Source organism: Fictibacillus enclensis (assembly GCF_030123385.1).
In the GTDB taxonomy this organism is placed as follows: Bacteria; Bacillota; Bacilli; order Bacillales; family Fictibacillaceae; genus Fictibacillus_C; species Fictibacillus_C enclensis.
In genome coordinates this window covers 1,413,042-1,438,650 of record NZ_CP126109.1, presented here as the reverse complement: position 1 = coordinate 1,438,650, position 25,609 = coordinate 1,413,042, and the positions used below count along the sequence as shown (strand labels likewise).

Sequence of the window (25,609 nt, the reverse complement as noted above, 5' to 3'; positions counted from 1 at the left end):
AAAAGGGTGTTTGTACAGGACAACCCTTTCTTCTAAAGCAGTAACCATTTTGTTCAAGCTATTTATTGATGTACCAATCTTCTCCGTTTTGGAAGAAGATTCGATCCTGTGCTTCTCTACTTACTGTTTCTTTTATTAAGTCAATATCATTCGATGAGAATCGATATTTTGCCCGGGTGGAAGGCAAATCACTGCCAAACATGAGGCATCTTGAATTTTCGGCATACAATATTCTGATTAATTCCCTAATTTCATCCCGTTCATACCCTACGCGGCCAAAGCCTGTTAAACGAATCGGAATATTTGCATTGACCATTCTTTTCAACCTATCAATTGGGCACTTATGCATTCCAAGATGATCAATCGATACTTTTGGCAGTGTGAAAATTAGTTCTTCTAATTCCTTATCAAGTGTTTGTAAATTAACATAAAGCTCTGTCTTCCATCCACATAATCTATAAACTCTCTCTGATAACTCTCTAATTTCCCTTGGGGATGCAGATAAACCTCTGTATAGGTTGAATCGAATCCCTTTTATCCCGATATTGTTAAATTTAAAAATGTCTTCATCAACTATATCAAATGGAAGCTGTGTAATCCCCACAAACTGATTGCCTAGTTCTGAAATTGCCTCTGCAAAATAGGCTTGATGATACCCTTGAAATGACCCTGACACAATCGCTCCACCAATTACTTCTATCGACATTTCTTTTAATTCCTTTAAATAATCTTTCGCCGTATAATACTCAGGGACAAATCCTTGATTTTCTTCCAGAGGAAACTTTGGATCAATGATATGAAAATGAGTGTCAAATATTTTTTGCATTACTGCCCCCTAATAGATAAACATTAAAATCAATGTTGCAACAATCGCAAACCCTAACCCTAATGGTGTTGCTTTATAAAGTAAGTCATTATAAAACTTTTTAGAATCTTCTTCGCTTAAACTGCTATTCCCAAGAATTAAACTGCCGCCTGTAGAAAATGGCGCTAAAGCTGTTGATTGGGCCCCGACTATAATAGCAACAGCAATCAACGAAGAACTATAGCCTGTAGGTTCTACTATACCAGCTATCATAGGAAACATAAGTGGGGCAACAACACCCAAGGTACTACTAAAGATGGACATAATACCTGCAATGATGGTTACAGCAATAGGAACTATAAAGGATGGCATATCGTTGATTAAAGAAGCTAATAAATCAATGGTACCAGCTTTTACGGCAACATCAATTAACATTCCTACCCCTGATACAAGCCATAAGGTATTCCACGGGACTCTTGCCATTACTTCTTTCGGTTTGTCCCCAGCCAGTTTCAATAAGTAAGCTGCGATTGCCAATACAATTGCCAGTAAAGTAATATCCGTGCGTGCGTTAATAAACTGCATCGTTTTGTTCTCTGGCATAAAATTAGCCAGCATTGGTACACCTAGCACAATTATCATAAGAAGAATAATTAAAGAAATATTTACTTTTTGTTTTTTTGAAAAGCCTTCTGGTTTTTCAATGTTTAATTCAGTTATTTGACTATTTTTTCTATCAAATAACATCAGAAATAACATAATAAATATTGGATATATAAATGAAACAACAAAGATATCCCTTGTCAGAACATCCGCCTGAGCAGCAACTGCTGTTTTACTTAGTAGAGAGTTAAAGAGCACTCCGTGAGCACTATACATGAAATTCGCACCAGAAAGAGAGCCTAACGAAACTGCGAATGAAACATGCAATCTATTAACTCCGGATGATTTAGACAGCGCCATTGCAATTGCACCCATGACTGCCACAGAGGTAAAGAAACCGGCACCCATTCCGGAAACCAAGGCTGTAATAAAATAAAAGATTAAAGGAAGCCATTTGGTTTGTTTTTGAAATCTAAAAAGTAATAAATGAGCAATTTTCTCTAACGTACCATTCACAACGGCAAAATTAAAGAAGAGCGCCAGGGTGAAAATAACTAAGAATAACTTTATTGGAAACGTTGCCAATAAATCGCTAACAGACATCCCCAAAACAAAACAACCAATTACATAAGCGAGTGCTAACGCAACTAAGCCCGTATTTATATCATGCTTTTCACCAAGATAAATTGCAATAATAATAGCCAGTATGATTAAGATTGAATAGAACATCATTTCCTCCTTCTTATATCTATAATTTTATAAGCGCTTACAAATTAACAAGATAATAAATCCACTTTAAATGATGACCAACATCTCTTATTTAATCCAAACTCAATACTGATTTGTATTTATACATGTCTCCACGATAAGAAGAAGCACCCGTTAAAACACAACCATTTTTCACCTTTAGGTCAACACTTCTATATAACACCGGAGAACCTACAGAAATATCAAGAATTTCTGAAGTCTCTTGGCTTGCCAGAATTGCTTCTATTTCAATTTCTCCTTCAGAAAGCGCTATATTAAATTTATTTAAAAATAAATGAGAGAAAGAATAATTAATATATTCTTCATCAGTGATCTGCTCGCCATACTTTTTCAAAAGGTAACGGTTATCGATAACAACAGGGATTCCCTCTGAAAGACGTAAACGTGTTACCTGATAAACTTCTTCTCCAAGTTTTACCCCCAATTTGCTCTCTAGCCCTTCAGGACAAGGTACGGATCCCCTAAATAACAACTTCACAGTGAAGTTTTTTTCTAAATACCATCCTTTAAAAAAAGTATCCAATTTAGCAATATCTGTTTTTAATTTGTCTTTTCGAACAATAAACGTACCTTTCCCTTGAATACGTTTTAAAAGGCCTTCTTCCACAAGCAATTGAACGGCCTGGCGGATCGTCATTCTAGAAACATTAAACATTTTTATAAGTTCATCATCACTTAAGAATTTTTCTTTTCCTTCTTTGTACATTTCATCTAGTATTTTTCTTAATCTATCAGCAATTTGTACGTACTTTGGAATAAGAGTATTAAAATCACTCATGCTCATCCTCCTAGGAATTAGAATAAATAACTTTCATTTCATCTATACATCTAGATGACTTACTTTATTTTATATTTCTAAAAGTTAAGAGTCAATACAGTTTTCTGAATTTTTTACTATCTCTTTGAGATTAAAAAATTATATAATTAAAACTCCGTTAAATCTAAAAGTTCTAATTCCCAAATCATGATTCAATATAGCTGGATTTCCAAATTTCTGTCTTCCGTCATTCTCCTCACAAAAAATGCCATATCCAATGGACATAGCATCATCATTATATAATCATGTTAAGATCCCAAAGTTCAACAGAGTCAGCCAAGCACTCTGGGAAACAACACGTTATTCTCCAAATGCAGATGCTGAAACAAATCCGACTCCAGCTCATCCAATTTTACATAAGCCAGCCGGTACCTATCACAAGCATCATCTGGTACTTTATAGTCTTTCGTCAGTTCTCTCAAGTCTTTTAAAAACTGACCGATGTGTTCATGTTCCCTCTTGAGATCCTCCACGAATTCCTTGATGTCAATCTGGGCGTTGAGCGTGGGTTTCTTTTCGTACGCCAGGATTTTTGGAAAGATGAGTTCTTCTTCAATCAGGATGTGCTGCTCAAGTTCAATTTTCAGAATGGAGAACAGGTAGTGAACATGAGATAGTTCAGGATGGTTGCCGACGTGCTTGTTGAAGATGGTCGTGATCATACTCTGCAGCTTCGGCAATACCATATATAAATACGAATGGTGGGCATCGATGATGTATTGGATCAAGGCATTTACTTTTTGCTTTTCCCATTTCGTCATACCCGACTGATGGTCCCTGTTCTTTTCGTACAATGTATTCAGCTCGTTCAGCACATCACTGGAGTTCAGGTTTCGTTCCTTGATCGCCTCTCCGATCGGTTTGCTGCCGTTTCGCACATAATCAATTCGATAATTCTTCAGAAGGTCTCCGGCTCTTGGGCATTTCATGACAACCTCACGGGTCTGTAACGTTGGATCAAATACGCTCTTCATCAGGACTCCTCCTTTTGACTGGTTTCACCTTTACTGTATTCTTCCGAAATTCATTTCTCTGTGACAGATATCACATCAACTGGTGAGGATTGTTTGATATACTATGCGTAAGATGTGGCAGATACTGGAGGGAACAAGATGAAAACTCGCGGGAAAGAAGCCGTTCAACAAACAGAGTTTTTCTCCGAACCAACGCTTAAGATACTCGAAGAAATCATGATGACATGTACGATAGATAAAGGAACAATGCTTTTCATGGACAATGAACCGGCCGACAAGCTGTATTTTGTTCAGGAAGGCATGATCAAAGGAACGAAGATGACCGAAGACGGGAAGGAGCTCGTGCTCTCCATCTTTCAAAACGGGGACTTGATCGGGGAACTCAACGCACTCGGAAACGAAAAGCATTCGTTCAGCGCCGTAGCGTCAACTAAAAGCACTGTTGGTGTCATTCACCAGACCGATCTGGAAGAGATGATGCGCAGCAATGGCGAGATGGCCGTGGAGTTTGTCCGCTGGACCAGCCTCATGCACCAGATCACCCGCTCTAAGCTCCGCGATCTAATGTTATACGGAAAAAACGGTGCACTCTGCTCCACCCTGATCCGCTTGGCGAACTCGTATGGGAAAATGACCGAAGAAGGAATCATCCTTTCTCTTCAGCTGACAAATACAGAGCTGGCTGAACTCGTCGGAACCTCAAGGGAAACGGTCAGCCGGATGGTCAGTGTGCTGAAAAAAGATAAAGTCCTCGACCAGGCAAAGGACGGCAGCATGATTATCAAGGACCTGGATTATTTGAAGGACATGTGCAATTGTGAGGACTGTCCAGTGCAGGTGTGCAGGATATAATTATATAGAAGAAAAGCGTATCGGTTGGATATCCGGTACGCTTTTTCCTCTTCCACTTTAATCAGTTCCTGGCGACATTTTTACTGCTCCCATTTTATAGCGGCTATGAAAACTATCTTTATAAAATCTCATTTCTTCTCCATTATCTTGAAACGGTGTTAAAATATAAACTTCATCGACAACTAAATCATCAGTATAAATATTTCTAATTCCATCTCTATATTTATGCATTTCACCAAGGGCCGTTCCAATGTTGCTAGGGATCCGATATTTCGGATCATAAATTTTCAACTTGCCTTTACTCTGAATGACGATATCAGGAATCATACGTTGTGTAAATGTATAAAACATAGCTTGTGAATGATGCGCTACTTGATTTCGATACTGAAATATTTTTTGATATGTGATTGTATCTCCCTCTACGAGATGAACTGTACTCTCTTTATTCTCCGCTAATGATAAAAAAATACCATCAGATGTAATTTTAAAAAGTTCTGAAGTACTTGCAAGTTTTCCATTTTTTCGAGCTCGTTGAATAATCTTCATATAACACCATATTTCATAAAGTCTATAGGTGTCCTTTAATGGAATGTCATAATCAAATCCAATAAAGTATTTTTGATGTTGGTACAACTTATCAAACCATTTTATCCAATTACGATAATCAGGATGTTTTCTTAACCTTTGAGTAACAGTAACTTGACCATTTAGTGGCTGAACATTTATTAAAAAGGAATGGTTCAACCAATAATTAACCTTATTTTGAAGTTGCTCCGCCTCTATTTTTATTCTTATATTTACGAACCTTTTATATTGGCTTAAAAGATATCTAAGTTCTAATAATTGTTTTTTTAGTAACTGATTCTCATAAATATCATTAGTTTCTTTACGTACTGAAGTAAATACTTGCCTTGGAATCTGTCCAGTTGTACCATAATTTTTCTCTAGCCACAAGGCTGTTGATATGCTAATCTGTTGTACTTTCTCGCGGTTCTTCATAAGATATTCTTGTTTTAGGACTGAAAAGGGATTATTACTTATTTTTTGAAACAAGAGAGATAGTTGATGGAAACTTCTTTTTATATATGACCACTGAGTCCACGATATATTAAGTTCCCTTCCCTTGGCATTAAAATTCTTTCCTAGCCCACTGTAGTCAAAACAAACAGCAGCTTCATTCAAAATTTCATTGAGCATTATTTCATATTGTTCATTAGTAACCTTTCTATCATCAGGATAAATATATGTTTTATGTTCTGTATCATTAATTATGAATACAGCTTCTCCCGATTGAAAAGGAGTAATAAGAGTTCCTTTGACTCCCGTTTCAGTTATAGTAAAAGGCAGTAGTGCTCCGTTGAATAAAATATTTGGCTGAAACTCGCCTTCGATCTTCCATCTATATGAAGTTGCTTCTTGAAAATACACATGATCAAAAGAAACCCATCCCTCATTGAATGTTTGTATAAAAAACTTAACGCCAGAACTGGGTTGATCCATAACGTTCCAGCTCCTTTTCCATTCTTTCAATGTGAGCAACTGACTCAGAATCTTCGTCAAAATATACGGAAAAATCATTTTTAAGGGTAAATAATAATTCCGTAATTCTTTCATCTCCCCTTAACTTAGGTAGCATCTTTTCACTTATTACTCTATCAAGCGCTACCATTGAATCCAAACTGTGTTCTTCATCTAACTCTTTATTCTTAATCAATTTTTGTATCATTTCGTTCATTGTTCGATAACCAAAATGAAGATCGTATAATTCTAATTTTTTATGAATATCGCTAAGAATATTAAATTCACTACTTATAAGTGCTTTAATTGACTGATCAAGGCTGGTCCAATAATTTTCAAAGTCTACATCTGAAAGAGTCATTACAAATGCTCGATCAATTACTTTATCTGATAAGGAATGTGTCGTTTCATCAACATTTATTGTTCCTAATACATAAACATTTGGCGGAATAGTAATTTTTTGAGGAACATCTGCAATATCTTCACGACTATGAAGTAATATTTCTTTTCTCGATTCAACAGCACTTAAGTAATCAGCTAAATAATATTCTACACGCGCTAAATTCATTTCATCTAAGACAATGAAATGAGGCTTATCCCTCTCTTTCTGTGCCGAAAACAAAACTTGTAAAAATTCTGTCATTACATACTTTTTCTCAAAAGAACTATAGTAACCAAATAGTGCGGTAGCATCCATCCAATCTGGACGTACTGGAATAATGGTTAAATAAGGATTTTCCGATTCATAATCAAGCCCAAAAACAGCGTTGGCATACAAACGACATAACTGTGTTTTTCCCGTTCCCGAAATTCCATTTAATATTACAAAATGTTTATCATCCAATGCTGTTAAATTAAGATGAAGATCACGGATAATATCTAATGAAAATGTAAACTGACTATCGACAATAATGTCATAAATTTCTCTAAAAGAGAAATTACTTACGAACTCTACTTCTTGAGGATCTCCATCTACGTCTTCCACAATTTCTACAATCTCCGAATCTGTAGTTGGTAACTCTAACTTCTCACTTGCATAAGCAAATAGTAAACCAGCAGTAACCAAATCCTTTTTAATAACGTTGACCTCTTTATCAAATGTCTTGGTCTCATTATTATATGTAGCTAGATAATAGGCATTATTATCTGTTTGTATTCCATGATTACTTAATAACTCCATTGCCTTTCTCATGACCTCATTATTATTAAGATTATGAGTTGCAAAGGTTTTTTTTATCCACCATTCAGATTCCTGGTTAAATAATAAATCTCTGAGATTAGAATAGATATGCCGGTGCCCTTCTAGGGTTACACACATAACTTGGTTTGGAGAGTGAGCTTGATCTATTTCAAAATATACAAAAAAACCTTTTGTAATCAATTGATCTCTATCATAAATGGAAAATGCCTGTCTTTGAGCTCTGGGTTTATACTTTTCAACCTCTCCATAAAATAGAGAAAATGTATTATTTAATAATTCAACAGTATCTTGCTTGGTAGTATCTTGGGCAAATAAACTTAATATATAGTCTGCTTCGTTTCCTAAACTTTTTTCATAAATAAGTTTTTCTTTGATAATTGTCGTATCCGCCCAAACATCTAGTATGTGTCCCTCCAAATCCTTCCTATTTATAATACCTGTAAGAGGTATTTCAGTGCCAAAATGATAGTATGGTCGTTTTCTTTGCTTATTAAATGTTAAGTAAACATTTTCAAATTTATTTAAACTAACCTTCTCTTTTTTAAACCATTCAGTTTGAAAATATATTAAAACTTTTTCTGGAAGTCGTTGTAAAGAGGGTATCATTTCCCCTGTTCTCATTAAATACCAGATTGGAAAATAATTCGAGTCTACAGAAATATAAATCTTATGATCCACGCCATTAAATTCAATTGTTAATAAGTTAACTTCTTGATCACCCACTTTTTCATTGAGTGCAATATAATATTTTTTACCAGTAATTGAATTTTTCTTTTGCTCCATATTATTAGGATTTCTAGCGTTGCTCATTGTGGTAGACAAGGTATCTGAGTAATCCCTGATAAATCGGTTTTCTGTTAAAAGATTATTTTCTTCGCAAAACCGCTCAAAAAATGGTTGAATTTCTGTTTTTATATTATCCAAAACTGAACGACATCTGTTTGGTGTGTCGTTAATATTAAAGATTTCTTGATAGTTTGACAGATTGAAAGAATTGATAAATGTACCATTTGCCATTTATTTCTCCCCTTTAACAGCAGTCTATTATCATTATATACTGCTTTATCAAATAATTATTATGATTGTTTATCAATCCCCTATTTTCTTTGTAATGACACATAGTTAATTCCTGTAAAAGAATAATTAACTATGTAATTAGAATTATAATACTTACATCTTGTTAGTTATAACACAAAGGCATATTATTGTAGAGCATAACAAAAAATACCCGGGATGAGGTTTTCATCCCGGGTATTTTCACTATTTATTCTTAAAACAACCCATCATCATCCGAATTACGCTTCGTGCGGCGAGTTCGTTCTCTAAGTTCATCATCAACATCGGTCAGGTCGTTATCACGGTTTTCACGAGAGTTGATATCTGAATCCGTACCCAATCGCGCATTGCGATCAGCTAAATCGGAATCTTCCCGGAGGCTGCGTTCGTTCTCAGGGAGTTCATCATCGGCAGCTAGTCCGCCTCCCTTGGTGACGTCATTTCTTGAGCCGAGCGCTCCGTCACGGTCAATGTCGGCTTTCTCACGGCGTGTTGTTTCATCAACATGCTGGTTCTCGGTTACTTTCTTTTTGCCGACTACAATTTCCTCTGAAACTACGGGCTTCTTGTTGACTTCAAGACGCTCTTCGGTCAATGGAACACGAATTTCTTCATTATCGCCAATTGGTCCTGCGTCTGCGCGGTCTGCTTCATTCACCGGACGGCGCTCCACGTACACTTCTTCATGTTCCACTGGTACGTCTACACTTTGATGTTCCTCAATGATATTTTTATTAACGTTTACTTCACCTGTGGTCTCACGCTGTTTATCAATTTCGAGCTGCTCTTCCCGCAGCTTCATCCTGCGTTCCTCGTCCACATCGTTTCTGTTTCCAAGTGTGTTATCGCGGTCCAAATCAAGATTTGTTCCGAGATTCGTATCGGCACGGTTTCCTCTCAGAAGCTCATCATCCCGGTTGCTGTCAAAGTCAGTGTTCACATTGTCACGGGAATCAATCGGCCGTTTGCGATCAACATCGAGATCGTTGCCATAGTCGTCACGTCCCAGGTCATTTGGCCTGTCAGTAAGATCATCTCTGAAGTCACCTGCTGTTGCGGTGGATGTTCCGTACCCGGTTGTGGTTCCTGTCGCTGCATTATTTAAAGGATCATCATTGTTCAGGTCATCGATGTCTCTGTCGCTATCTACGACCAACAGAATTTTTCCGGCTTCCACATCTGTTGCATAAGAGGATGCTGTAGTACTTGGAAGGCCGAGATCCTCCAGGCGTTCTCCGAGGTTGGTGTTGTCTCGTCTAGGTTCATCATCTGTAAATGCGTTTTTTATTTTATCAAAAAGTGTCTCTTCTTGTTTGTTCAGTTCTGCGAGATTGTCTACTTCTGCACCTGTTCTCATTTCAATGTTATCATGGCTGCGTTCATGGTTTGTTACGACAGAGATATCATCTGTGTCGTACCCTTTGTTTTGTAATTGCTGTACGGCTGTTACGACTGCTTCTTCAGAATCATACACTCCGATGACTTGTTTACTCATAGTAAATTCCTCCTCGTCAATGATATCTTTGCTCAGGGACTAAAATACCCCGATAAACGTTTTGTAAACAAAAATAGATAAAATTTTGAGGTTTATTTTTATGAACACAGTAAAAAAGCCACCTACGTCTGAGGCAGCTTTCCTTTAAAATTCAATCCCTTTGATCGCGCCGATTCCTTCATCATAGTAATGCTTGATTGGCGTCATTTCCGTGACCAGATCTGCAAGATTTGTGATCTCCTGCTTAGCGCTCCGGCCGGTGAGCACGACATGCATCCCGGATGGACGGTTCTTCAAAGCTGCTACAACTTCTGACAGCGGCAGCACATCGTCTACCGGAAATTTATCGATGGCCAGAGCATTGTTGATTTCATCTAAAATGACCATGTCATACTGCTCACAGGACATTTTTTCCCGAGCGAGCTGCCAGGCAGCTTTCAGCGCGGCGCGGTGTTCCTCCGGAGTTTTCGTCCAGGTGAACCCCACGCCCGTCTGGATCATTTCAATGCCGATCTTATCAAACATCAGCTTCTCGCCATAGGTTCGGGAGGGTGATTTAATGAACTGCAGCATGACCACCTTCTTTCCTCTTCCGGCGGCCCGGATGGCCAGTCCGAGAGCGGCGGTGGTTTTGCCTTTTCCGTCACCTGTGTACACGAGGGTCATCCCTTTTTGTGTCATCTTTCCCCTCCTAGTTCGTGAGTGCCGCTTCGATCCGGTCGAACCATCTGATCTTCTCGCGCATTCTCACGACTTCACCTACAATGACCATGGCCGGATGGGTGATGTTTTCTTTTTGGGCATTGTCCAGTATGGTTTCAAGGGTTCCGGTGACGGTCCGCTGGTTTTCGGTCGTTCCCCATTCGATCACCGCAGCTGGCGTATCCGAACGCTTTCCGTGTGCGATGAGCTCGGAACAGATATGCTTTAGGTTGCCGATTCCCATGTAAAAACAGATCGTGTCGCTTCCTTCGGCAAGTGCACGCCAGTTGATAAAGTCCTGTCCCTTCTCCTTGCGTCCATGTCCCGTAACGATCGTAAAGGAACCGGCATGGTCACGGTGAGTAACAGGGATACCTGCATAGGCAGGTGCCGCGATACCGGACGTGATGCCGGGTACGATTTCAAACGGGATCTCATGCTGCGCAAGGACTTCCGCTTCCTCCCCGCCACGGCCGAACACGAACGGATCGCCGCCTTTGAGCCGGGTGACGACTTTTCCTTCCAGCGCCTTTTCCACGAGCAAATCATGAATTTGTTCCTGGATCAGTTCATGTTTTCCGGGCAGCTTCCCGCAAAAGATCAGCTCGCAATCCTTTTTGCTGTATTCCAGCAGTTCCTTGTTGATCAGACGGTCATAGGCGATGACGTCTGCTTCCTTAATGCATTCCAGTCCACGCACCGTAATGAGCTTCGGATCCCCGGGTCCTGCTCCTACCAGATACACCTTTCCTCTCTCCATCTTCACTCCACCTCTCTAGACCGGCATGCGCCGCTCGCTATATCTCTCCATTTCTTTATATATCGCAGCCAGATCCACATGCTTGCGCACATGATCAGCCAGCGTATCAAAGCTTTTTTCTTTTAAGTCATTATACCTTATAATCTCCGTTTGTTCTTCCTGCTGTTTCACTTTTCTGATGGAATTCAATAAAACGCTCCTAAACTCGTCATTATGGAACAACCCATGAAAGTATGTACCGATGATGCGCTCGTCCTTGCTTTTGGCTCCATCCGGGAGTCCGCGTCCGGTTTGCATGAAAGGAATCCTTTTTGTGGAGGAAGAACGCCCCATATGGATTTCATAGCCTTTAATCTCAAATTCTCTTCCCATAAACGTGGCGGTTCCCTGTGAACGAACGGTTGTTTTTTCGATATCCATTACCGTTTCGATCGGAAGCAGTCCCAGGCCCTCTTCTGTTTCATGCGGTGTTTCCACTGCCTCCGGGTCACTGACCGAAACACCGAGCATCTGGTAGCCTCCGCAGATGCCTACGATCACGGCTTCACTTTTCTGGATTTTCTCAAACAGTCCGGTTGCTTTAAGAAAGAGAAGGTCTTCAATGGTGTTCTTACTGCCGGGAAGGATGATGAGATCCGGCTGTCCGAGCTGGCTCGCAGTGGTGACAAAGCGGACCGAGCAATCGTCTTCGGCAAAAAACGGATCGATGTCGGTGAAGTTCGAGATCATCGGGTACTGAATGACCGCGATATCCAGGCCCTTTGTTTCATCCCGTCGTGTGCTGTATCGCTGTAAGACGACCGAGTCTTCTGCTTCGATGTTCAAACCTGGCAGGTAGGGAATCACGCCAAGCACACGCTTTCCGCTGTATTCTTCAAACCAGTCCAGTCCTGATTTCAGCAGTGAGATATCACCACGGAACTTGTTGATGATGACCCCGATGATCCGCTCCCGGTCTTCCTCCTTCAATAGTTGAAGCGTTCCGACAAGGCTGGCGAACACACCGCCTTTTTCAATGTCACCCACAAGGATGACAGGTGCATCTGCCATCCGGGCCACAGACATGTTGACGATTTCCCGGTCATTCAGGTTCACCTCGGCAGGACTCCCCGCTCCTTCAATCACGATACATTCATACTGCTCATAGAGAGCTGCAAGCGAGCCCTTGATCAGTTCCTTTCCCATCTCGTAAAAAGACTTGCGGTAATCAAACGCGTTCATGTTCTGAAACGGTTTGCCATGGACGACGATCTGTGCGTCGTTTTCCCGGCTTGGCTTGATGAGGATGGGATTCATGTCTGTCGTCCCATCCACACCCGCCGCCTCCGCCTGAACACCCTGTGCCCGTCCAATTTCTTTGCCGTCAATGGTCACATACGAATTCAAGGCCATGTTTTGCGATTTAAACGGAGCGGTTCGATGGCCGTCCTGAGCGAAGATCCGGCAGAATGCGGTCGTGATCACGCTTTTTCCCGCATCTGAATGCGTCCCCTGGATCATGAGTGAAAGAGGCTTAGACATGCTGTTTGTTCTCCTGACATTGTTTGATCCAGTTTTCGGCCATAGCCGGGAATGATGCAAAATGGAAATGCGTATAGCCTGCGATGAGATTTCCTTTCATATAGCCCTCGTCTTTTGCCCCTCTCATACCTTTGGTCTCAAAGGCGTAAGGAATTTCTTCTTCTGCTTGAAAGGTGGAGTAATGAAACTCGTGGCCCTTGGCCGCTTCATTTTCTTTTAACAGATAGTTGCTTGGTTTACCTTTGATCTCCCGGTAGCCGAGCGCCACCCGCTTTGTATGCATGACCGCTCTACCAGGGATAATGCCTGCCATTTGATGTACTTCGCCTTCTGACGTTTCGAGCTCCTCGGTCAGGTACATGAACCCGCCGCACTCCGCGAGTGTCGGCACCCCGCGCTTGATGGCTTCTTGGACAGATGCTCGGACCGCTGTTTGTTCGGCGAGCTCCGGTGCGAACTCTTCAGGAAAACCTCCGCCCAAATAAAGACCCTGCGCATCCTGTGGCACGGTCTCTCCGTTTAATGGTGAGAAGAATTGAAGCTTTGCGCCGTATGCCTCCAGCAGATCCAGATTTTCCTGATAATAAAAGTTAAAGGCCGCGTCCTTCGCCACGGCGATCTTCACCGGTTCTGTTTCTCGCTTCTGAAAAAGAGAGTCCTTAGCTTCTAACTCAATCGGAGGCGCTTCCGCCACTTTCATGAGGTGATCAAGATCGATCGTTGCTTCAACGAGTTCCCCCAGCTTCTGAAAAAACGGATCCAGGTCGCCGCGCTCGATCGATGGAATCAATCCCAGATGGCGTTCGGGGATGTACAGCTCCTCGTTCCGTTCGAGATACCCGATGACCGGCACCTGGCATTCCTGTTCAATCGCCGTTTTCACCAGCTCAAAGTGGCCTTTCGAACCCACCTGGTTGGCGATAACTCCAACGATGTTCGGCCCCTCGGCCAGCATCTGAAAACCTTTGACAATCGCGGCGGCACTTCTCGCCATACTCGCACAGTTGACGACGAGCAGGACCGGACTCTCGGTGATCATCCCGATTTCAGCCGTACTTCCGCGGTTGGATTTTGGGTCCTTTCCATCATAAAAGCCCATAACCCCTTCGATGATGGAAATATCAGCGCCCCCGCTTCCCCTCTTGAACACTTCTTTTACGACGTTCTCTGACAGCATCCAGCTGTCAAGGTTCCGGGAGACCCGGCCGGTGACTGCCGTATGGTACGTCGGATCAATATAATCCGGCCCGCACTTGAAACCCTGTACTTCGTATCCACGCTGCTGCAGTGCACTCATCAGACCGATCGTGAGGGTCGTTTTTCCGACGCCGCTCCCGGTACCCGCAATTACAATTCTTCGTTCACTCATGTTCCTCATCTCCCGTTTCTTCTATTGGAAGGGAATGACCGCAACGGATAACGTCACGTTTCCGGATTTCTTTTTTACCAGTTCCAGTGTTCCTGCCCCGCTCGCCAGCCTTGCTGCTGGCTCGCTCACGCCATAAGCGCCTGTGTATTTGTAGACCGTATTTGAAGGTTCCTTAATCTCAACGGCATTCAGTTCCTCTGGACGATAGCAGGTAAAGTTCCAGTTATACTTCGATACCATCTCGAGCAATCCTTCTTCGTCTTTTTTCAGGTCGATGGTGGCGATTTCTTTCACGCTCTTGATGGAAAACCCAAGCTCGTCCAGTGTTTCCTGGATCACCTCCTGTATTTCCTGGGCGGAGGTGCCGCGGTTGCAGCCCATGCCAAGCACGATTACCTTCGGCCGGTAAAGCACCCCGTTATGTAAAATCTGTTCTTCCTGTGACTCCAGGTTCCGGTGGGTGATGACCAGTGCCGCATCATGGTCATGTTGCAATGCTTCTTCTATCGTAGAATAACACGAGAAATTTCCAGGCAGCGGGCGGTCATGCTCCCACCAGCCTCGTTCGCCTGATTCCTGGACGATGGCGACCCGCTCTTCGTTCACCACAGAAGCGGAGACCGGTGTCAGTTTTTCTGCTGAATCCCACTCCCAGCCGAAACGCTTGCCAAACAGATCCACCGGAATCGTCTTTTGCACATCAGAAGCAGTCGTGATTACCGGCTGGCCGCCAATCAGTGCGGCGACTTCCTTCGTCAGCTCGTTCGCCCCGCCCAGATGGCCGGAGAGTACAGATATCACATATTGCCCTTTATCATCAATCACTACGACACCAGGGTCGGTCTTTTTGTCCTTTAAAATCGGAGCGATCATGCGGACGACCGCACCCAACGAAATAATGAGGATGATGCCTTTGTAGTGTTTGAAAAGAGAAGGCAGGAGCAAACGCACACTGCCTTCAAACATCTGGATGTTCTTTTCTTCTTCATCGCCCTTTTCGAACTTTTTCATGTAGTACAAATCCGTGGCACCGAACTTCTTCTGAAGCTCTCTTGCCAGGGTCACGCCATGCTTGGTGATCGCGACGAGCGCATAATCATGAAACGTCTTAATCCGCGGCTCGACTTTTTCTTCGAGAAGATACGTCATGACGTCACCCCTTTCCGGAAGCCGTGAGTGAAGGTCTTGTCATAGAGCTTGGAACGGAAGTCTTTTTCGTGGATGTTCTCATCGAGTGCCCAGCCGGCAAGGATCATCACCTGCTTGCGCATGCCGTTGTTCTTCAGTTCCTCGTCCAGATGCGCGAGCGTTGTGCGGACGATCTTCTGGTCCGGCCATGTTGCTTTATAAACCGCAGCGACCGGCGTATCCTCACTCCATCCTGCTGCATAAAACTCATTGACGATTTTCTTCGTTAACGTGGCGCTCAAGAACAGAGCAACGGTGCAATGATGGCTCGCCAGGTCCTTCAGCTTTTCCTGCTCCGGCATTTTCGTGCGCCCTTCCGCCCTCGTTAAGATCACTGTCTGCGTCAAATCAGGCACCGTCAGCTCCGCTCCAACGGCCGCAGCCGATGCGAACACCGAACTGACGCCAGGAATGATCTCTACCTCAATGTTCTTTTCTTTTAGGAGCGTGATCTGCTCAAGGATCGCGCCATAAACGGCAGGGTCTCCGGTATGCACGCGCGCGACCTTTTTTCCTTTCTTTAAGAAAGAAGCCATGGCCTCTACCATCTCTTCCAGATGCATCCCGGCTGTCTTGATGATTTCTGCATGGTCACCTGCCCGCTCAATCAGTTCCTCGCTCACGAGTGAATCGGCGTACATGACCACATCCGCTTCCTGCATGGCCTTCAGCCCTTTGACTGTGATTAAATCCGGATCCCCGGGCCCCGCTCCAACAATAGTTACCTTCATTATTTTCTCACCACCATCAATGTTAAGTATTCAAGCTCCGCATGATCGAGCTCGTTGATATCCCAGATGATTTCTTCCTCTGACGTGACCTTCGTTACCACCTGTGCCTTATCCATCAAATCCAGTTCACGCAATATTTTCAGCATGAGCGGCATCACCTTGGCAACTTTGATGAAAAAGATGCAGTCGTTTTCCACGATTGCTTTTTTCATGGTTTCATAGTCGTCTCTCGCCGGAATAATCGCCACATGCTCGTCTCCCTCAGCAAGGGCAAGACCGAGAGCCGAGGCCGTGCCGTTGATCGAGGAAATGCCGGGAACCGTGCGGATCGCCACATCGGGGTGGCGTTCTTTCATCATGTTCATCATATGTATAAACGTACTGTACAGGAGAGGATCGCCTTCGGTCACAAAAGCTACGTCTTTTCCTTCGCTGAGCTTTTCATAGACCTGCTCCACGGTGCTGGACCATTCACGTTCAAGGATAACGGGATCCTTTGTCATCGGAAACACGAGGCCTAGCATCTCTTTTTCTTCCTGGTTCAAATACACATCCACAATGCGGTGGGCATAGCTCTTCGTGCCTTTTCTCTTTTTCGGATAGGCGATGACCGGGGATTCCTTCAGCTTGCGAAAGGCTTTGACGGTCAGCAGCTCCGGATCTCCCGGACCAACGCCAAGGCCGTATAATGTTCCAACCATATTACTCTTCCTTTCTTGTGGCAGTTATAATGTAAATCGGATTCAATGCATCGAATCTTGTTAAATTTAAAATGGGCTTGCTTCTGGACACCTGCGCAAGCGTAATGGAGGTTTCATAGTTTCGCTGTTTAAAGCCGTCAACCGCCTGGGCGAGATTCTCGATCGTCACCGCGTTCAGGACGATCCGGCCGTTGTCTTTCAGCCTGCTGCAGCACACATCGAGAATGCCGTTTATATCCCCCGCCGTTCCGCCGATAAAAACCGCGTCGGGATCAGGGAACTCCTCGAGCCTCTCAGGCGCCTTCCCCTGCACAACGGTCAGGTCGGCGCGAAACCTTTTCATATTTTCATAGCAGTTCACGAGATCATGTTCATTCTTCTCGATGCCGTAGACCGCTCCTTCACGGGCGATCTTTGCCGCTTCGATGGCGACTGATCCTGTACAGATACCAATGTCCCAGACGATGCTGTTTTCCTTAAGGGCCAGAGCACCAAGACTCAGCGTCCGGATTTCCTTTTTCGTGATAAGCCCTTTTTCCGGCTTCCGCTGGGAGAATTCACGATCTTCAATGCCAAAATGCCAGGACGGTCCTGGCTGTTCCTGTTTTAAAATGACAATATTCAGGTGGGAACCTTCCCAAGATGCCATTTCCTCGAGCGTCATCGATGTGCACCGTTCTTCTTCTCCGCCAAGATTTTCCGCCACAAACGCGATATATTCTCTCATTTCAAATTGAAGAAGGTACTTCGCAATCGCGGCCGGTGAGTTCTCCTGATCGGTAAGAAGCGCCACCTTTTTCCGTCCGTCGATTTTCTGTGCGAGCCCCTTCATGCTCCGGCCATGAACACTGATTACATGGGCATCCTGCCAGCTTTCGTTCATCCTGGAAAAGGCGAGCTGGACGGAACTGAGGTATGGATGAATCTCAACCTCCACCTGTTTGGAAAGATAGCTTCCGATCCCGTAAAAAAGCGGATCACCAGAAGCGAGCACCACCGTCTTTTTCTCTTCCTGCTTCAGCCGCTCGGCGAGGTCCTTCAATCCGCCTTTAATGACGAGCTTTTCTCCTTCATACTCCGGGAAAAAAGCAAGCTGTCGTTCTCCGCCAATGAGCAGCTCACTTTCCTGGATGATCTGCCTGCTGTTTGGCAGAAGGTCGCTGCTTCCTCCATCCCCAATGCCGATTACTTGAATACGTGTCATTCTGTTTCCGCCTTTCCTAAAAACTCTCCCTTTAACGTGTACAGGCTGGTGGCCACCGACAGACCGCCTTTCATCTCGTTCAGCGCATTCTCGCAGCAGCTCGCACACAGCTCATCGAAAAACGCGTTCACGCCGTTTGCCGCCATCAGTTCACCAACCTGGGAAGCGGTGTTCGCCTCTCTTGCCTGTTCCACCAGATCAGACGAAGCGCCAGCCCGCTCGGCCACCCCTGCCAAAAAGTTGAAGTCGATCGGCGCACTCTTGGAGTGAACCATCATGACGCCCTGTGCAACCTTTGAAAACTTACCCATCATGCCGACCATCGAGACGCGTTCCATTCCCTGCCGCTTGCACTCCTTGAGGGTGAAGCCGACAAAGTCTCCCATTTCGATGAACGCTTCTTCCGGTAATGCCGGGTATTCCTTAATCCCATACTTCTCGCTTCGTCCGCCTGTCGTAATGACGACATGCTTGCATCCGCTTGCCTTTGCGACTGAAATCGCCTGGACGATACTCGCTTTATAGGCGGCCGAGGAAAATGGAATCACTATGCCCCGTGTGCCGAGGATGGAAATGCCCCCGATGATGCCAAGCCGGCCGTTCAAGGTTTTCTTTGCGATTTCTTCCCCATCCGGCACGGAGATGACGATCTTGATGCCCTTCTTGATCCCGAAGGATTCCAACACCTCTTTCGCGGTTTCATGGATCATTTTTCGCGGCACCGGATTGATCGCCGCTTCACCTACAGCGACCGGAAGACCCTCCTTGGTCACCCGGCCGACGCCAATTCCGCCGTCGAGGATGATACCGGGTTCTTGTACCCACGAAACCTCTGATTTGATCAGTGCCTGGTGGGTTGCATCCGGATCATCACCGGCATCCTTGATCGTTCCGGTTTCCGCCGCTCCGTCTTTTAAAATGCAGCTGTCCATCTGAAAGGTGGCGAACTTTTTCGCCGGCAGGTAGATGGTCGCTTCGCTCTGCGGCTCGCCCGTAATGAGGGCCGTCAGTGCCGCCTTTGTGGCAGCCGTGGCACAGGCCCCAGTCGTGTAGCCCTGCCGGAGGTTTTTCTTTTCCTTTTCTGGTGTCTTGCTTTTCATGGTTTATACCTGTTCAGCAAGAAGAGAAATCGCGTTCAGCGCGGCCACCGTAACGGTACTTCCGCCTTTTCGGCCCACATTCGTAATATAAGGAATATCAAGCTTCGCCAATTCTTCCTTCGACTCTGCAGCCGAAACGAAACCAACCGGCAGACCGATCACCAAACCTGGCTTTGCCTCCCCTTCCTTCACGAGACGAATCAGTTCCAAAAGCGCGGTCGGTGCGTTACCGATGGCGAAAATGCCTCCGTCCGCTTCCTTGATCGCTTTGCGCATGGAGATGATCGCACGGGTCGTGTTCAGCCGCTTCGCCTCTTCCATTACATCCGGATCCGAAATGTACACCTTCACTTCTCCTCCGTACTTTTCGATGCGGCTCTTGCTCACGCCCACCTGAACCATCTGCACATCGGCCACGACTTTCTTGCCGCCTCTGATCGCCTGAATGCCTGCCTGTATAGCGTCCGGATGAAAGACCATGCTTTTTCCGAGCTCAAAATCAGCCGAGGCGTGAATAACCCGGCGGACGATCGGATATTGCTCCTCCGTATACGGATGCTCACCGATTTCCTCATCAATCATTTCAAAGCTTCTTCCTTCAATCTGCTGGGGCTGAACCGTGGTTGGTTTAAATTCCGTTCTAAAGTCCATCATGCTCATGTTAAAACTCCTTTCCATTCCCGGGAAATATGCTGCAAGATTTCTTCAAAATTTGCATACTGGTTTTCATAGGCGATTTTCGGCCGTTTGATCATGACCACCTGAATCCCCATCTCAAGAGCCGCTTCCACCTTCTCATCCACGGCTCCCTGTTTGCCGCTCTCTTTGGTAACCATCACATCCACCTCGAACTGCTGAAACAAAGCTTTGTTGAAGTCTTTCGTGAACGGCCCTTGAATGGCCACGATACTCTTTTGCGGAAAGCCAAGCTGCTCGCATTTTTCCATGTTGTCTTTTCTCGGCAGCATGCGTGCGATCAAGGTAACATCGGACTGGTTCAGCAGTTTTTCGGTAAAAATCTGCAATGTCTTGCTTCCGGTCGTCAGCATGATGACACCGCCAATCTGTCCCGCCTTTTCGGCCGCCTCTTCATACGTGTCTGCTGCAAGAAGATGCTCGTGCTCATATTCCTGCCGGTCCCGCTCATAGCGGAGGTACAGTACACCTTTTTCCTTTGCCCCCGCCATCGCGTTCTTGCTCGCTTCCTCAGCAAACGGATGGGACGCATCCACGACCATCGTAACGCCGTGCTGTTCGATAAAATTTTCGATTTCGTCCTGATTGAGCCGGCCGGTATGTACGTTCAATCCATTCTTTCTGAGCTCCAATGCGGCGTTTTCCGTGACCACTGTCGCAAGAAGCGGGTAGCCAGCTTCCTTTATGGTGAGTGCAAGCTCCCGTGCATCACTCGTTCCCGCAAGAAAAAGAATCATACCTTATGTTCCTCCGGCTCATGGGAATGATCATGATGATGGTGGTGATGATGCCCATGACTATGATCGTGATCGTGATGATGATGGTGGTCGATATGCTCCATGGCGTCGAGGCGGTACTGACACGTATCGCAGTTCATCTTCACTTCTCCCTGAAGTACTTCCTCCATCCGGTCGATCAGGATTTTCTGAAGATCCGGATGAAAACCAAAATACTGAGCCAGCTGAAATTCAAGGTCCGAGTACTGCTGTTTGAAATCGGCGACCATCTTCTCCAGCCGGTTGATCAGGATGCCAGTAAACAAAAAGTACGGAAGGATGATGACCTTTTTGGCGCCAAGCTTGATGCATCGCTCCACTCCTTCGGCAACGAGCGGATCGGTCACTCCCATAAAGGAAGGTTCAATGATCTTATAGTTCAGACGCTCCCACAGCAGTCTCGTAATCTTGTACAGATCACTGTTGGCGTCCGGATCACTGCCTCCGCGCCCGAGAAGAATGACCGCAGTATCCTCATCAGGAGAAGCTGGATTCTCGCCGATCTCCTGCAGACGATGAGTGAGAATATCGAGTGCCGCTTCATGGACACCGATCGGACGTCCATACGAAAAGTTGATATGCGGGTATGCTTCCTTCGCCTCATCGATCGCAGCTGGAATATGAATCTTGGAGTGACCTGCCGGAAGCAGCATGATCGGCACCACGGCTACCGAAGTGGCGCCTTTTTGAACACAACTCTCAATCCCCTCATGAATATCAGGACTTTCAAATTCCAGAAAACACGTTTCGACCAGCAGTCCGGAATCCACCTTTGTCCGTATTTCGTCGATAAAGGTGCGAACCTGCTCATTGCCTTCCGGATCCCGGCTGCCATGGCCTACCATTAAAATTGCCTTCATTGTTTTCCTCCTTAATCTCCGCATGGAGCCGGTTCGAGCTGAATGACCGGAGCCATGTCTTTATGTTTGAATCCGCCAACCTCTTGCACGCGTTTGAAGAACTTAAAGAACCGCTCATTTGGATGCCCTTTTTCCTCATATTCCTGGATGATACCCGTAACGATGCCCACCAGCTGATCCGGTTCGATCCCTTCCATGACTGGCTGGGCTGAATGCGCGGTCCGGCTGAGCGGCTTGCCACCGAGGAACAGATCGAATTTGCCTTTGCGGAACACGATACCGATATCCTCCTGAACACCTCCATAGCAAGCCATTCCGCAGCCATTGAATCCAAGCTTTAGTTCCTTTGGAAGCGCCCGTCCGCCAAGTTCTTCCTGCAGCTGTTCCACGTAAGGAATGGAATCGTACTTTTCTCCGTCACAAAAGTCACACGCCTTGATCTGAAGCACGTCTCCCGCCGGAAGCAGCAGGAAGCCTTCTGCTTTTAGCTTTTCAGTAACGAGGTCGGGCTCGTCCGTCGACAGCTGCACCTTGATCTGATGGTGCGGTGTGTATTCCATCTCTCCATGCTCGCCGACCACTTCGGCTAAAGTAAGGAGTTGTTTCGACGTAAACTTTTTATTTACCAGCCCGGGACTCACTCCAAATTCCAGAATGGATTCAACGCGGGATGGAATGATATCTTCTGCAGGCTCTTCCTCCTGCTTACCGGTCGCCAGAGCTAGCGCTTCATTCGCCAGCTGAAGAGCACTAGCTTGAGCTTCGACCTTTTCACTCACCGGCTCTTCGTCCGGCAGCGCCCATGGTTCATTTTCCTTGCGCAATCGTTCATGCGGGCGTAATCGCTGCTTTTCTGTATTCAGCGTGTATTTTCGCTGATAACCTCTTGGGGTAATGAGTTTGTTTTCGTCATACAAAAAGGTTTGTGAGTTTCCGACGATGACCGTCGTCAGCATGCCAATGTCATGGTCGAGCATATCTCTCAGGTTTGAGATCACCACGCTCTCCCGGTCACGGTACGCACTTTTTACGAGACCGACCGGAGTCTCCGGCGAACGGTGCTGCAGGAGAATTTTTTGAGCTTCAACAATCTGTCTTGTGCGCCTTCCGCTTTTCGGGTTATAAAAGGCGATGACGAAATCCGCTTGTGCCGCGGCTTCGATCCGTTTTTCGATCAGCTTCCATGGCGTAAGGTGGTCGCTCAGACTGATGGTACACGCATCATGCATGACCGGAGCGCCGAGCAAGGAGGCACAGGAATTGATCGCCGAGATCCCCGGAATCACTTCCACTTCCACCCCGGTGGCTTCCTTCCAGCCTTTTTCCACGAGCACCTCGTACACGAGGCCGCTCATCCCATAAACGCCGGCATCCCCGCTTGAGATGACCGCCACCTTTTGCCCATCTTCCGCCATTTTTACAGCGGCTTGAGCCCGGCTGACTTCCTCGGACATCCCGGTACTGATGATTTTCTGGCCGGTGATCAGGCCGCTGATGAGTTCCACATACGTTTTATAGCCGACAATACAGTCACTTTCCTGGATCGCCTGCTTTGCCCGTTCGGTAATGTGGTCATAGCTTCCAGGTCCGAATCCGATAATGAGCAGCTTTCCTTTCATGTCAAAAACCTCCTTTCAACAGTTCGGCCATCATATAGAGCCCGAGCCCTACGCTGTACACGCCGGTCACGGAACCGAGTACGATGTAAAATCCTTTCTTCATGCTCGCTTTCATAAAGCCCCAGGTGAACAAGAATGTTACACAGATGGTGGAAGCTAAAAGTCCGATTACGAACAGGACGAGCTGCATGGTGGCGCCTGTGACACTGCCAAGACCAGCCGCCTGGGTAACGGCTGCGATCTGGGTCGGGCTTTCCACACCGATTCCATGGATAACGCCGATGATAAAGGCGCTGATGATACCAAATTTCGTTAGATCTGAGGTTTCTTTTTTTGAACCGGTCAGTTTTTGTATGTATTCCATGACAATCATTAATCGGCTTTTGTACTCATAGTCTTTCTTCCGCTGAAAGATAGACAGGATGATAATCAAGCCCAGAATAATCAGCGTTACACTGACGGCGAGCTCCAGATAGCTCTGCGCACCTTCTGGCATTTTCGCCCCAACATAGATGGACAAAAGCCCGATCAAAAAGACGATCGCTCCATGGCCGAGGGCATACATAATCCCCAGCGTCAGCTGTCTTTTTCGTCTACGTTCGCTTCCCACCATATCCGCGATCGCAGCGACATGATCACCATCCAATCCGTGGCGCATGCCGATAAAAATCGCCAGCACCGCAAAGGTCATTAATTCCATTACTTCACGGCCTCCTTTTCCTTCACTTTCTCAACGCCGGTTGTCCAGCCGTTTTCTGCCTCCAGACAGAATCCTTCTTCACCGTATTCATAGATCACATGCTGTATCATCTTTTCACCTTTTCCCAAGTGATTAGTGACAAGTTTCCTTGCTGCCTCTTCATCCGGCACGCTGTACCATGTTCCTTCCGGATAGATGATCGCCACACAGGCGTCTTTGCACCGTCCGTTGCAGCGGGTCCGGGTCGTGTGCACCTGCTGGTCAAGCTCCTGCTTTTTAATTTCGTCGCGAATCGCCTGAGTCAATTCCTCTCCGCCTTTTCTCATACAGCTTGATCCGTTGCAGATGAGCACATGGCTCATTGTTCCGTTTAAGTTCCATGTCGTCATAACATCACTTCCTCTACTTTTTTCCACGCAAAAAAGGGCAGCCTCTCATGTCAGCCCCCTTTAAGAAATTCCGTTGATTAAACAACGTAAACGGAAGGTTGATTGACACGCGGCCACCCTGTAACTGCGAATGTAAACCATTTTACGAAATGGATTATATTGCAACATAGAAACGACGTCATCCTCCCTCCGAGAATTGTATGACTCATTTAAAAGCAGGTCTCCTGGCTCGCACATCACCTGAATCTGTCACCTTCCCAGCTCTTGGCCAGTGGCTATATCGACAGTCCATCAATGCTTACAGTAGCGGGGGCTGCACCGGATTTACACCGGTTTCCCTATTATCCCAAGGTTCACTTGAGCACTTTTAAATACCTATTCAGTTAAAAATCGTGTTGAACATAACCTACTATACTTTCAGAAAATGCACAATAGTCATTTTGTTGGAGATCCCTGCTTTTTTGTTTGAAATGTTACTTTTTTAGTTCCATCTGCCCCTGCCATCCCTGACAAAACTCCCATCTATCATTTGATTTCCAAGGATAATCTTGGTAGGCTTAAAGAAACAGACCGGGAAGGAGATGAAGAGCCATATTGAAAAAACTCACACTCTCCCTTGCAACAGGAACCCTGCTCATTTCTTGTTTCATCATGTTACTCTATCATACTGCGAACCACTCCATACATAAGCCTACACCGTATAAAGAACGCGTGTACTTTTCAGAACTGCTGTTAACCAAGCAAATTCAACATACATATAACAAAATCAGCTATCTTTCTTCGGCCCATCAAATCAAAAATATACCCGTTTTCAGGAGCGAATTCAACGACATCGATTTTAGAAGTTTACGTGTGCTTGCCTCTAACGTTCCCGATCCCAAAATCACCAAGGATATCTCCAACATCCAACAGCTGCAGCACCTTGTCAAAAATGATAACCAGCCGAGAGCCGTGGTTTATCTTTACCGGATTCTCAGTGACCTCGCCAACCAGTCATCACTTTACGGATTCAGCTATACATACGAAGGAAAAGAGACCTATAAGATCGATCAATTGCTGCAACGACATAGGGTAAATTAAAAGGACTGCTCAGGCGGTTCTTTTTTACACTCGCTCAGAAAAAATCAAAATTAAGGAGACGATTTCAATGAATTTAGGCACTCCATCAGCACGAGGGAATACAGCTAAAATCTATCTTTATAAA

The 25,609-nt window shown here is 45.3% G+C and carries 24 protein-coding genes and 1 riboswitch; of the genes, 2 read left to right on the top strand and 22 right to left on the bottom strand.

The window, feature by feature from the left end; genetic code table 11:
• Nucleotides 1–58: 58 nt before the first annotated feature.
• The 4 genes from QNH15_RS07700 to ric all read right to left on the bottom strand — a co-directional run bounded on the left by QNH15_RS07700 (nucleotide 59) and on the right by ric (nucleotide 3,967).
• On the bottom strand, nucleotides 59–826 hold the full coding sequence (locus tag QNH15_RS07700) for an amidohydrolase family protein (RefSeq protein ID WP_283893819.1): 768 nt from the start codon (nucleotides 824–826) through the stop codon (nucleotides 59–61).
• A gap of 9 nt (nucleotides 827–835) precedes the next feature.
• Nucleotides 836–2,140, bottom strand: a complete 1,305-nt coding sequence (locus QNH15_RS07695; protein ID WP_283893817.1) for an SLC13 family permease — start codon at nucleotides 2,138–2,140, stop codon at nucleotides 836–838.
• An 88-nt stretch (nucleotides 2,141–2,228) separates the two neighbouring features.
• A complete protein-coding gene (locus tag QNH15_RS07690; protein ID WP_283893815.1) occupies nucleotides 2,229–2,954 on the bottom strand; it encodes a GntR family transcriptional regulator in 726 nt (241 codons plus the stop codon).
• Between the two features lie 311 nt (nucleotides 2,955–3,265).
• Nucleotides 3,266–3,967, bottom strand: a complete 702-nt coding sequence (ric, locus tag QNH15_RS07685) for an iron-sulfur cluster repair di-iron protein (protein ID WP_283893813.1) — start codon at nucleotides 3,965–3,967, stop codon at nucleotides 3,266–3,268.
• Between the two features lie 138 nt (nucleotides 3,968–4,105).
• Here ric and QNH15_RS07680 point away from each other — a divergent pair, with 138 nt between their 5' ends.
• Nucleotides 4,106–4,819 (top strand): Crp/Fnr family transcriptional regulator, encoded by a 714-nt coding sequence (locus tag QNH15_RS07680; RefSeq protein WP_283893811.1) that lies wholly within the window; start codon nucleotides 4,106–4,108, stop codon nucleotides 4,817–4,819.
• Between the two features lie 57 nt (nucleotides 4,820–4,876).
• On the opposite strand, the gene QNH15_RS07675 is transcribed toward QNH15_RS07680, so the two are convergent.
• From QNH15_RS07675 to QNH15_RS07590, 18 genes are all read right to left on the bottom strand, one after another.
• Complete coding sequence (locus QNH15_RS07675) at nucleotides 4,877–6,319, bottom strand: DUF2357 domain-containing protein (RefSeq protein WP_283893809.1); 1,443 nt, start codon at nucleotides 6,317–6,319, stop codon at nucleotides 4,877–4,879.
• A complete protein-coding gene (locus QNH15_RS07670) occupies nucleotides 6,294–8,555 on the bottom strand; it encodes an McrB family protein (RefSeq protein ID WP_283893807.1) in 2,262 nt (753 codons plus the stop codon). Before QNH15_RS07670 ends, QNH15_RS07675 begins: the two co-directional genes overlap by 26 nt.
• 253 nt (nucleotides 8,556–8,808) lie before the next feature.
• Nucleotides 8,809–10,089 (bottom strand): YsnF/AvaK domain-containing protein, encoded by a 1,281-nt coding sequence (locus tag QNH15_RS07665; protein ID WP_283893806.1) that lies wholly within the window; start codon nucleotides 10,087–10,089, stop codon nucleotides 8,809–8,811.
• Nucleotides 10,090–10,233: 144 nt separating this feature from the next.
• The gene (gene cobO / locus QNH15_RS07660; protein ID WP_283893805.1) at nucleotides 10,234–10,770 is read right to left on the bottom strand and encodes a cob(I)yrinic acid a,c-diamide adenosyltransferase; all 537 of its coding nucleotides are present in this window, start codon (nucleotides 10,768–10,770) and stop codon (nucleotides 10,234–10,236) included.
• Nucleotides 10,771–10,780: 10 nt separating this feature from the next.
• Entirely contained in the window at nucleotides 10,781–11,551 is a 771-nt protein-coding gene (gene cobA / locus QNH15_RS07655; protein WP_283893804.1) for a uroporphyrinogen-III C-methyltransferase, read from the bottom strand.
• Between the two features lie 15 nt (nucleotides 11,552–11,566).
• Nucleotides 11,567–13,072 carry a cobyric acid synthase gene (locus tag QNH15_RS07650; RefSeq protein ID WP_283893802.1) on the bottom strand — a complete coding sequence of 502 codons (1,506 nt, stop codon included), beginning with the start codon at nucleotides 13,070–13,072 and terminating at the stop codon, nucleotides 11,567–11,569.
• Nucleotides 13,065–14,441 (bottom strand): cobyrinic acid a,c-diamide synthase CobB, encoded by a 1,377-nt coding sequence (locus QNH15_RS07645; RefSeq protein WP_283893800.1) that lies wholly within the window; start codon nucleotides 14,439–14,441, stop codon nucleotides 13,065–13,067. The genes QNH15_RS07650 and QNH15_RS07645 overlap by 8 nt, the downstream gene beginning before the upstream one ends.
• Nucleotides 14,442–14,462: 21 nt before the next feature.
• A complete protein-coding gene (locus QNH15_RS07640) occupies nucleotides 14,463–15,590 on the bottom strand; it encodes a cobalt-precorrin 5A hydrolase (protein ID WP_283893798.1) in 1,128 nt (375 codons plus the stop codon).
• The gene (gene cobM, locus QNH15_RS07635; RefSeq protein ID WP_283893796.1) at nucleotides 15,587–16,360 is read right to left on the bottom strand and encodes a precorrin-4 C(11)-methyltransferase; all 774 of its coding nucleotides are present in this window, start codon (nucleotides 16,358–16,360) and stop codon (nucleotides 15,587–15,589) included. The genes QNH15_RS07640 and cobM overlap by 4 nt, the downstream gene beginning before the upstream one ends.
• Entirely contained in the window at nucleotides 16,360–17,061 is a 702-nt protein-coding gene (gene cobI / locus QNH15_RS07630; protein ID WP_283893794.1) for a precorrin-2 C(20)-methyltransferase, read from the bottom strand. Before cobI ends, cobM begins: the two co-directional genes overlap by 1 nt.
• Nucleotide 17,062: 1 nt before the next feature.
• Nucleotides 17,063–18,265: a precorrin-6y C5,15-methyltransferase (decarboxylating) subunit CbiE gene (gene cbiE / locus QNH15_RS07625; protein ID WP_283893792.1), complete on the bottom strand. Its 1,203-nt coding sequence runs from the start codon at nucleotides 18,263–18,265 to the stop codon at nucleotides 17,063–17,065.
• Nucleotides 18,262–19,365 (bottom strand): cobalt-precorrin-5B (C(1))-methyltransferase, encoded by a 1,104-nt coding sequence (locus QNH15_RS07620; RefSeq protein ID WP_283893790.1) that lies wholly within the window; start codon nucleotides 19,363–19,365, stop codon nucleotides 18,262–18,264. The genes cbiE and QNH15_RS07620 overlap by 4 nt, the downstream gene beginning before the upstream one ends.
• Before the next feature lie 3 nt (nucleotides 19,366–19,368).
• Nucleotides 19,369–20,016, bottom strand: coding sequence for a precorrin-8X methylmutase (locus QNH15_RS07615; protein ID WP_283895470.1), 648 nt, complete (start codon nucleotides 20,014–20,016; stop codon nucleotides 19,369–19,371).
• Nucleotides 20,017–20,021: 5 nt separating this feature from the next.
• Nucleotides 20,022–20,798, bottom strand: a complete 777-nt coding sequence (cobK, locus tag QNH15_RS07610; protein ID WP_283893788.1) for a precorrin-6A reductase — start codon at nucleotides 20,796–20,798, stop codon at nucleotides 20,022–20,024.
• The gene (locus QNH15_RS07605; RefSeq protein WP_283893786.1) at nucleotides 20,795–21,697 is read right to left on the bottom strand and encodes a sirohydrochlorin chelatase; all 903 of its coding nucleotides are present in this window, start codon (nucleotides 21,695–21,697) and stop codon (nucleotides 20,795–20,797) included. Before QNH15_RS07605 ends, cobK begins: the two co-directional genes overlap by 4 nt.
• Before the next feature lie 11 nt (nucleotides 21,698–21,708).
• Nucleotides 21,709–23,316: a precorrin-3B C(17)-methyltransferase gene (cobJ, locus tag QNH15_RS07600; protein WP_283893785.1), complete on the bottom strand. Its 1,608-nt coding sequence runs from the start codon at nucleotides 23,314–23,316 to the stop codon at nucleotides 21,709–21,711.
• Nucleotide 23,317: 1 nt separating this feature from the next.
• Nucleotides 23,318–24,016 carry a HoxN/HupN/NixA family nickel/cobalt transporter gene (locus tag QNH15_RS07595; protein WP_283893784.1) on the bottom strand — a complete coding sequence of 233 codons (699 nt, stop codon included), beginning with the start codon at nucleotides 24,014–24,016 and terminating at the stop codon, nucleotides 23,318–23,320.
• Entirely contained in the window at nucleotides 24,016–24,405 is a 390-nt protein-coding gene (locus QNH15_RS07590) for a (2Fe-2S) ferredoxin domain-containing protein (protein ID WP_283893783.1), read from the bottom strand. The genes QNH15_RS07595 and QNH15_RS07590 overlap by 1 nt, the downstream gene beginning before the upstream one ends.
• A gap of 197 nt (nucleotides 24,406–24,602) precedes the next feature.
• A riboswitch (cobalamin riboswitch) is annotated at nucleotides 24,603–24,789 on the bottom strand.
• Between the two features lie 210 nt (nucleotides 24,790–24,999).
• Here QNH15_RS07590 and QNH15_RS07585 point away from each other — a divergent pair.
• Nucleotides 25,000–25,485: a hypothetical protein gene (locus QNH15_RS07585; protein ID WP_283893781.1), complete on the top strand. Its 486-nt coding sequence runs from the start codon at nucleotides 25,000–25,002 to the stop codon at nucleotides 25,483–25,485.
• Nucleotides 25,486–25,609 lie beyond the last annotated feature (124 nt).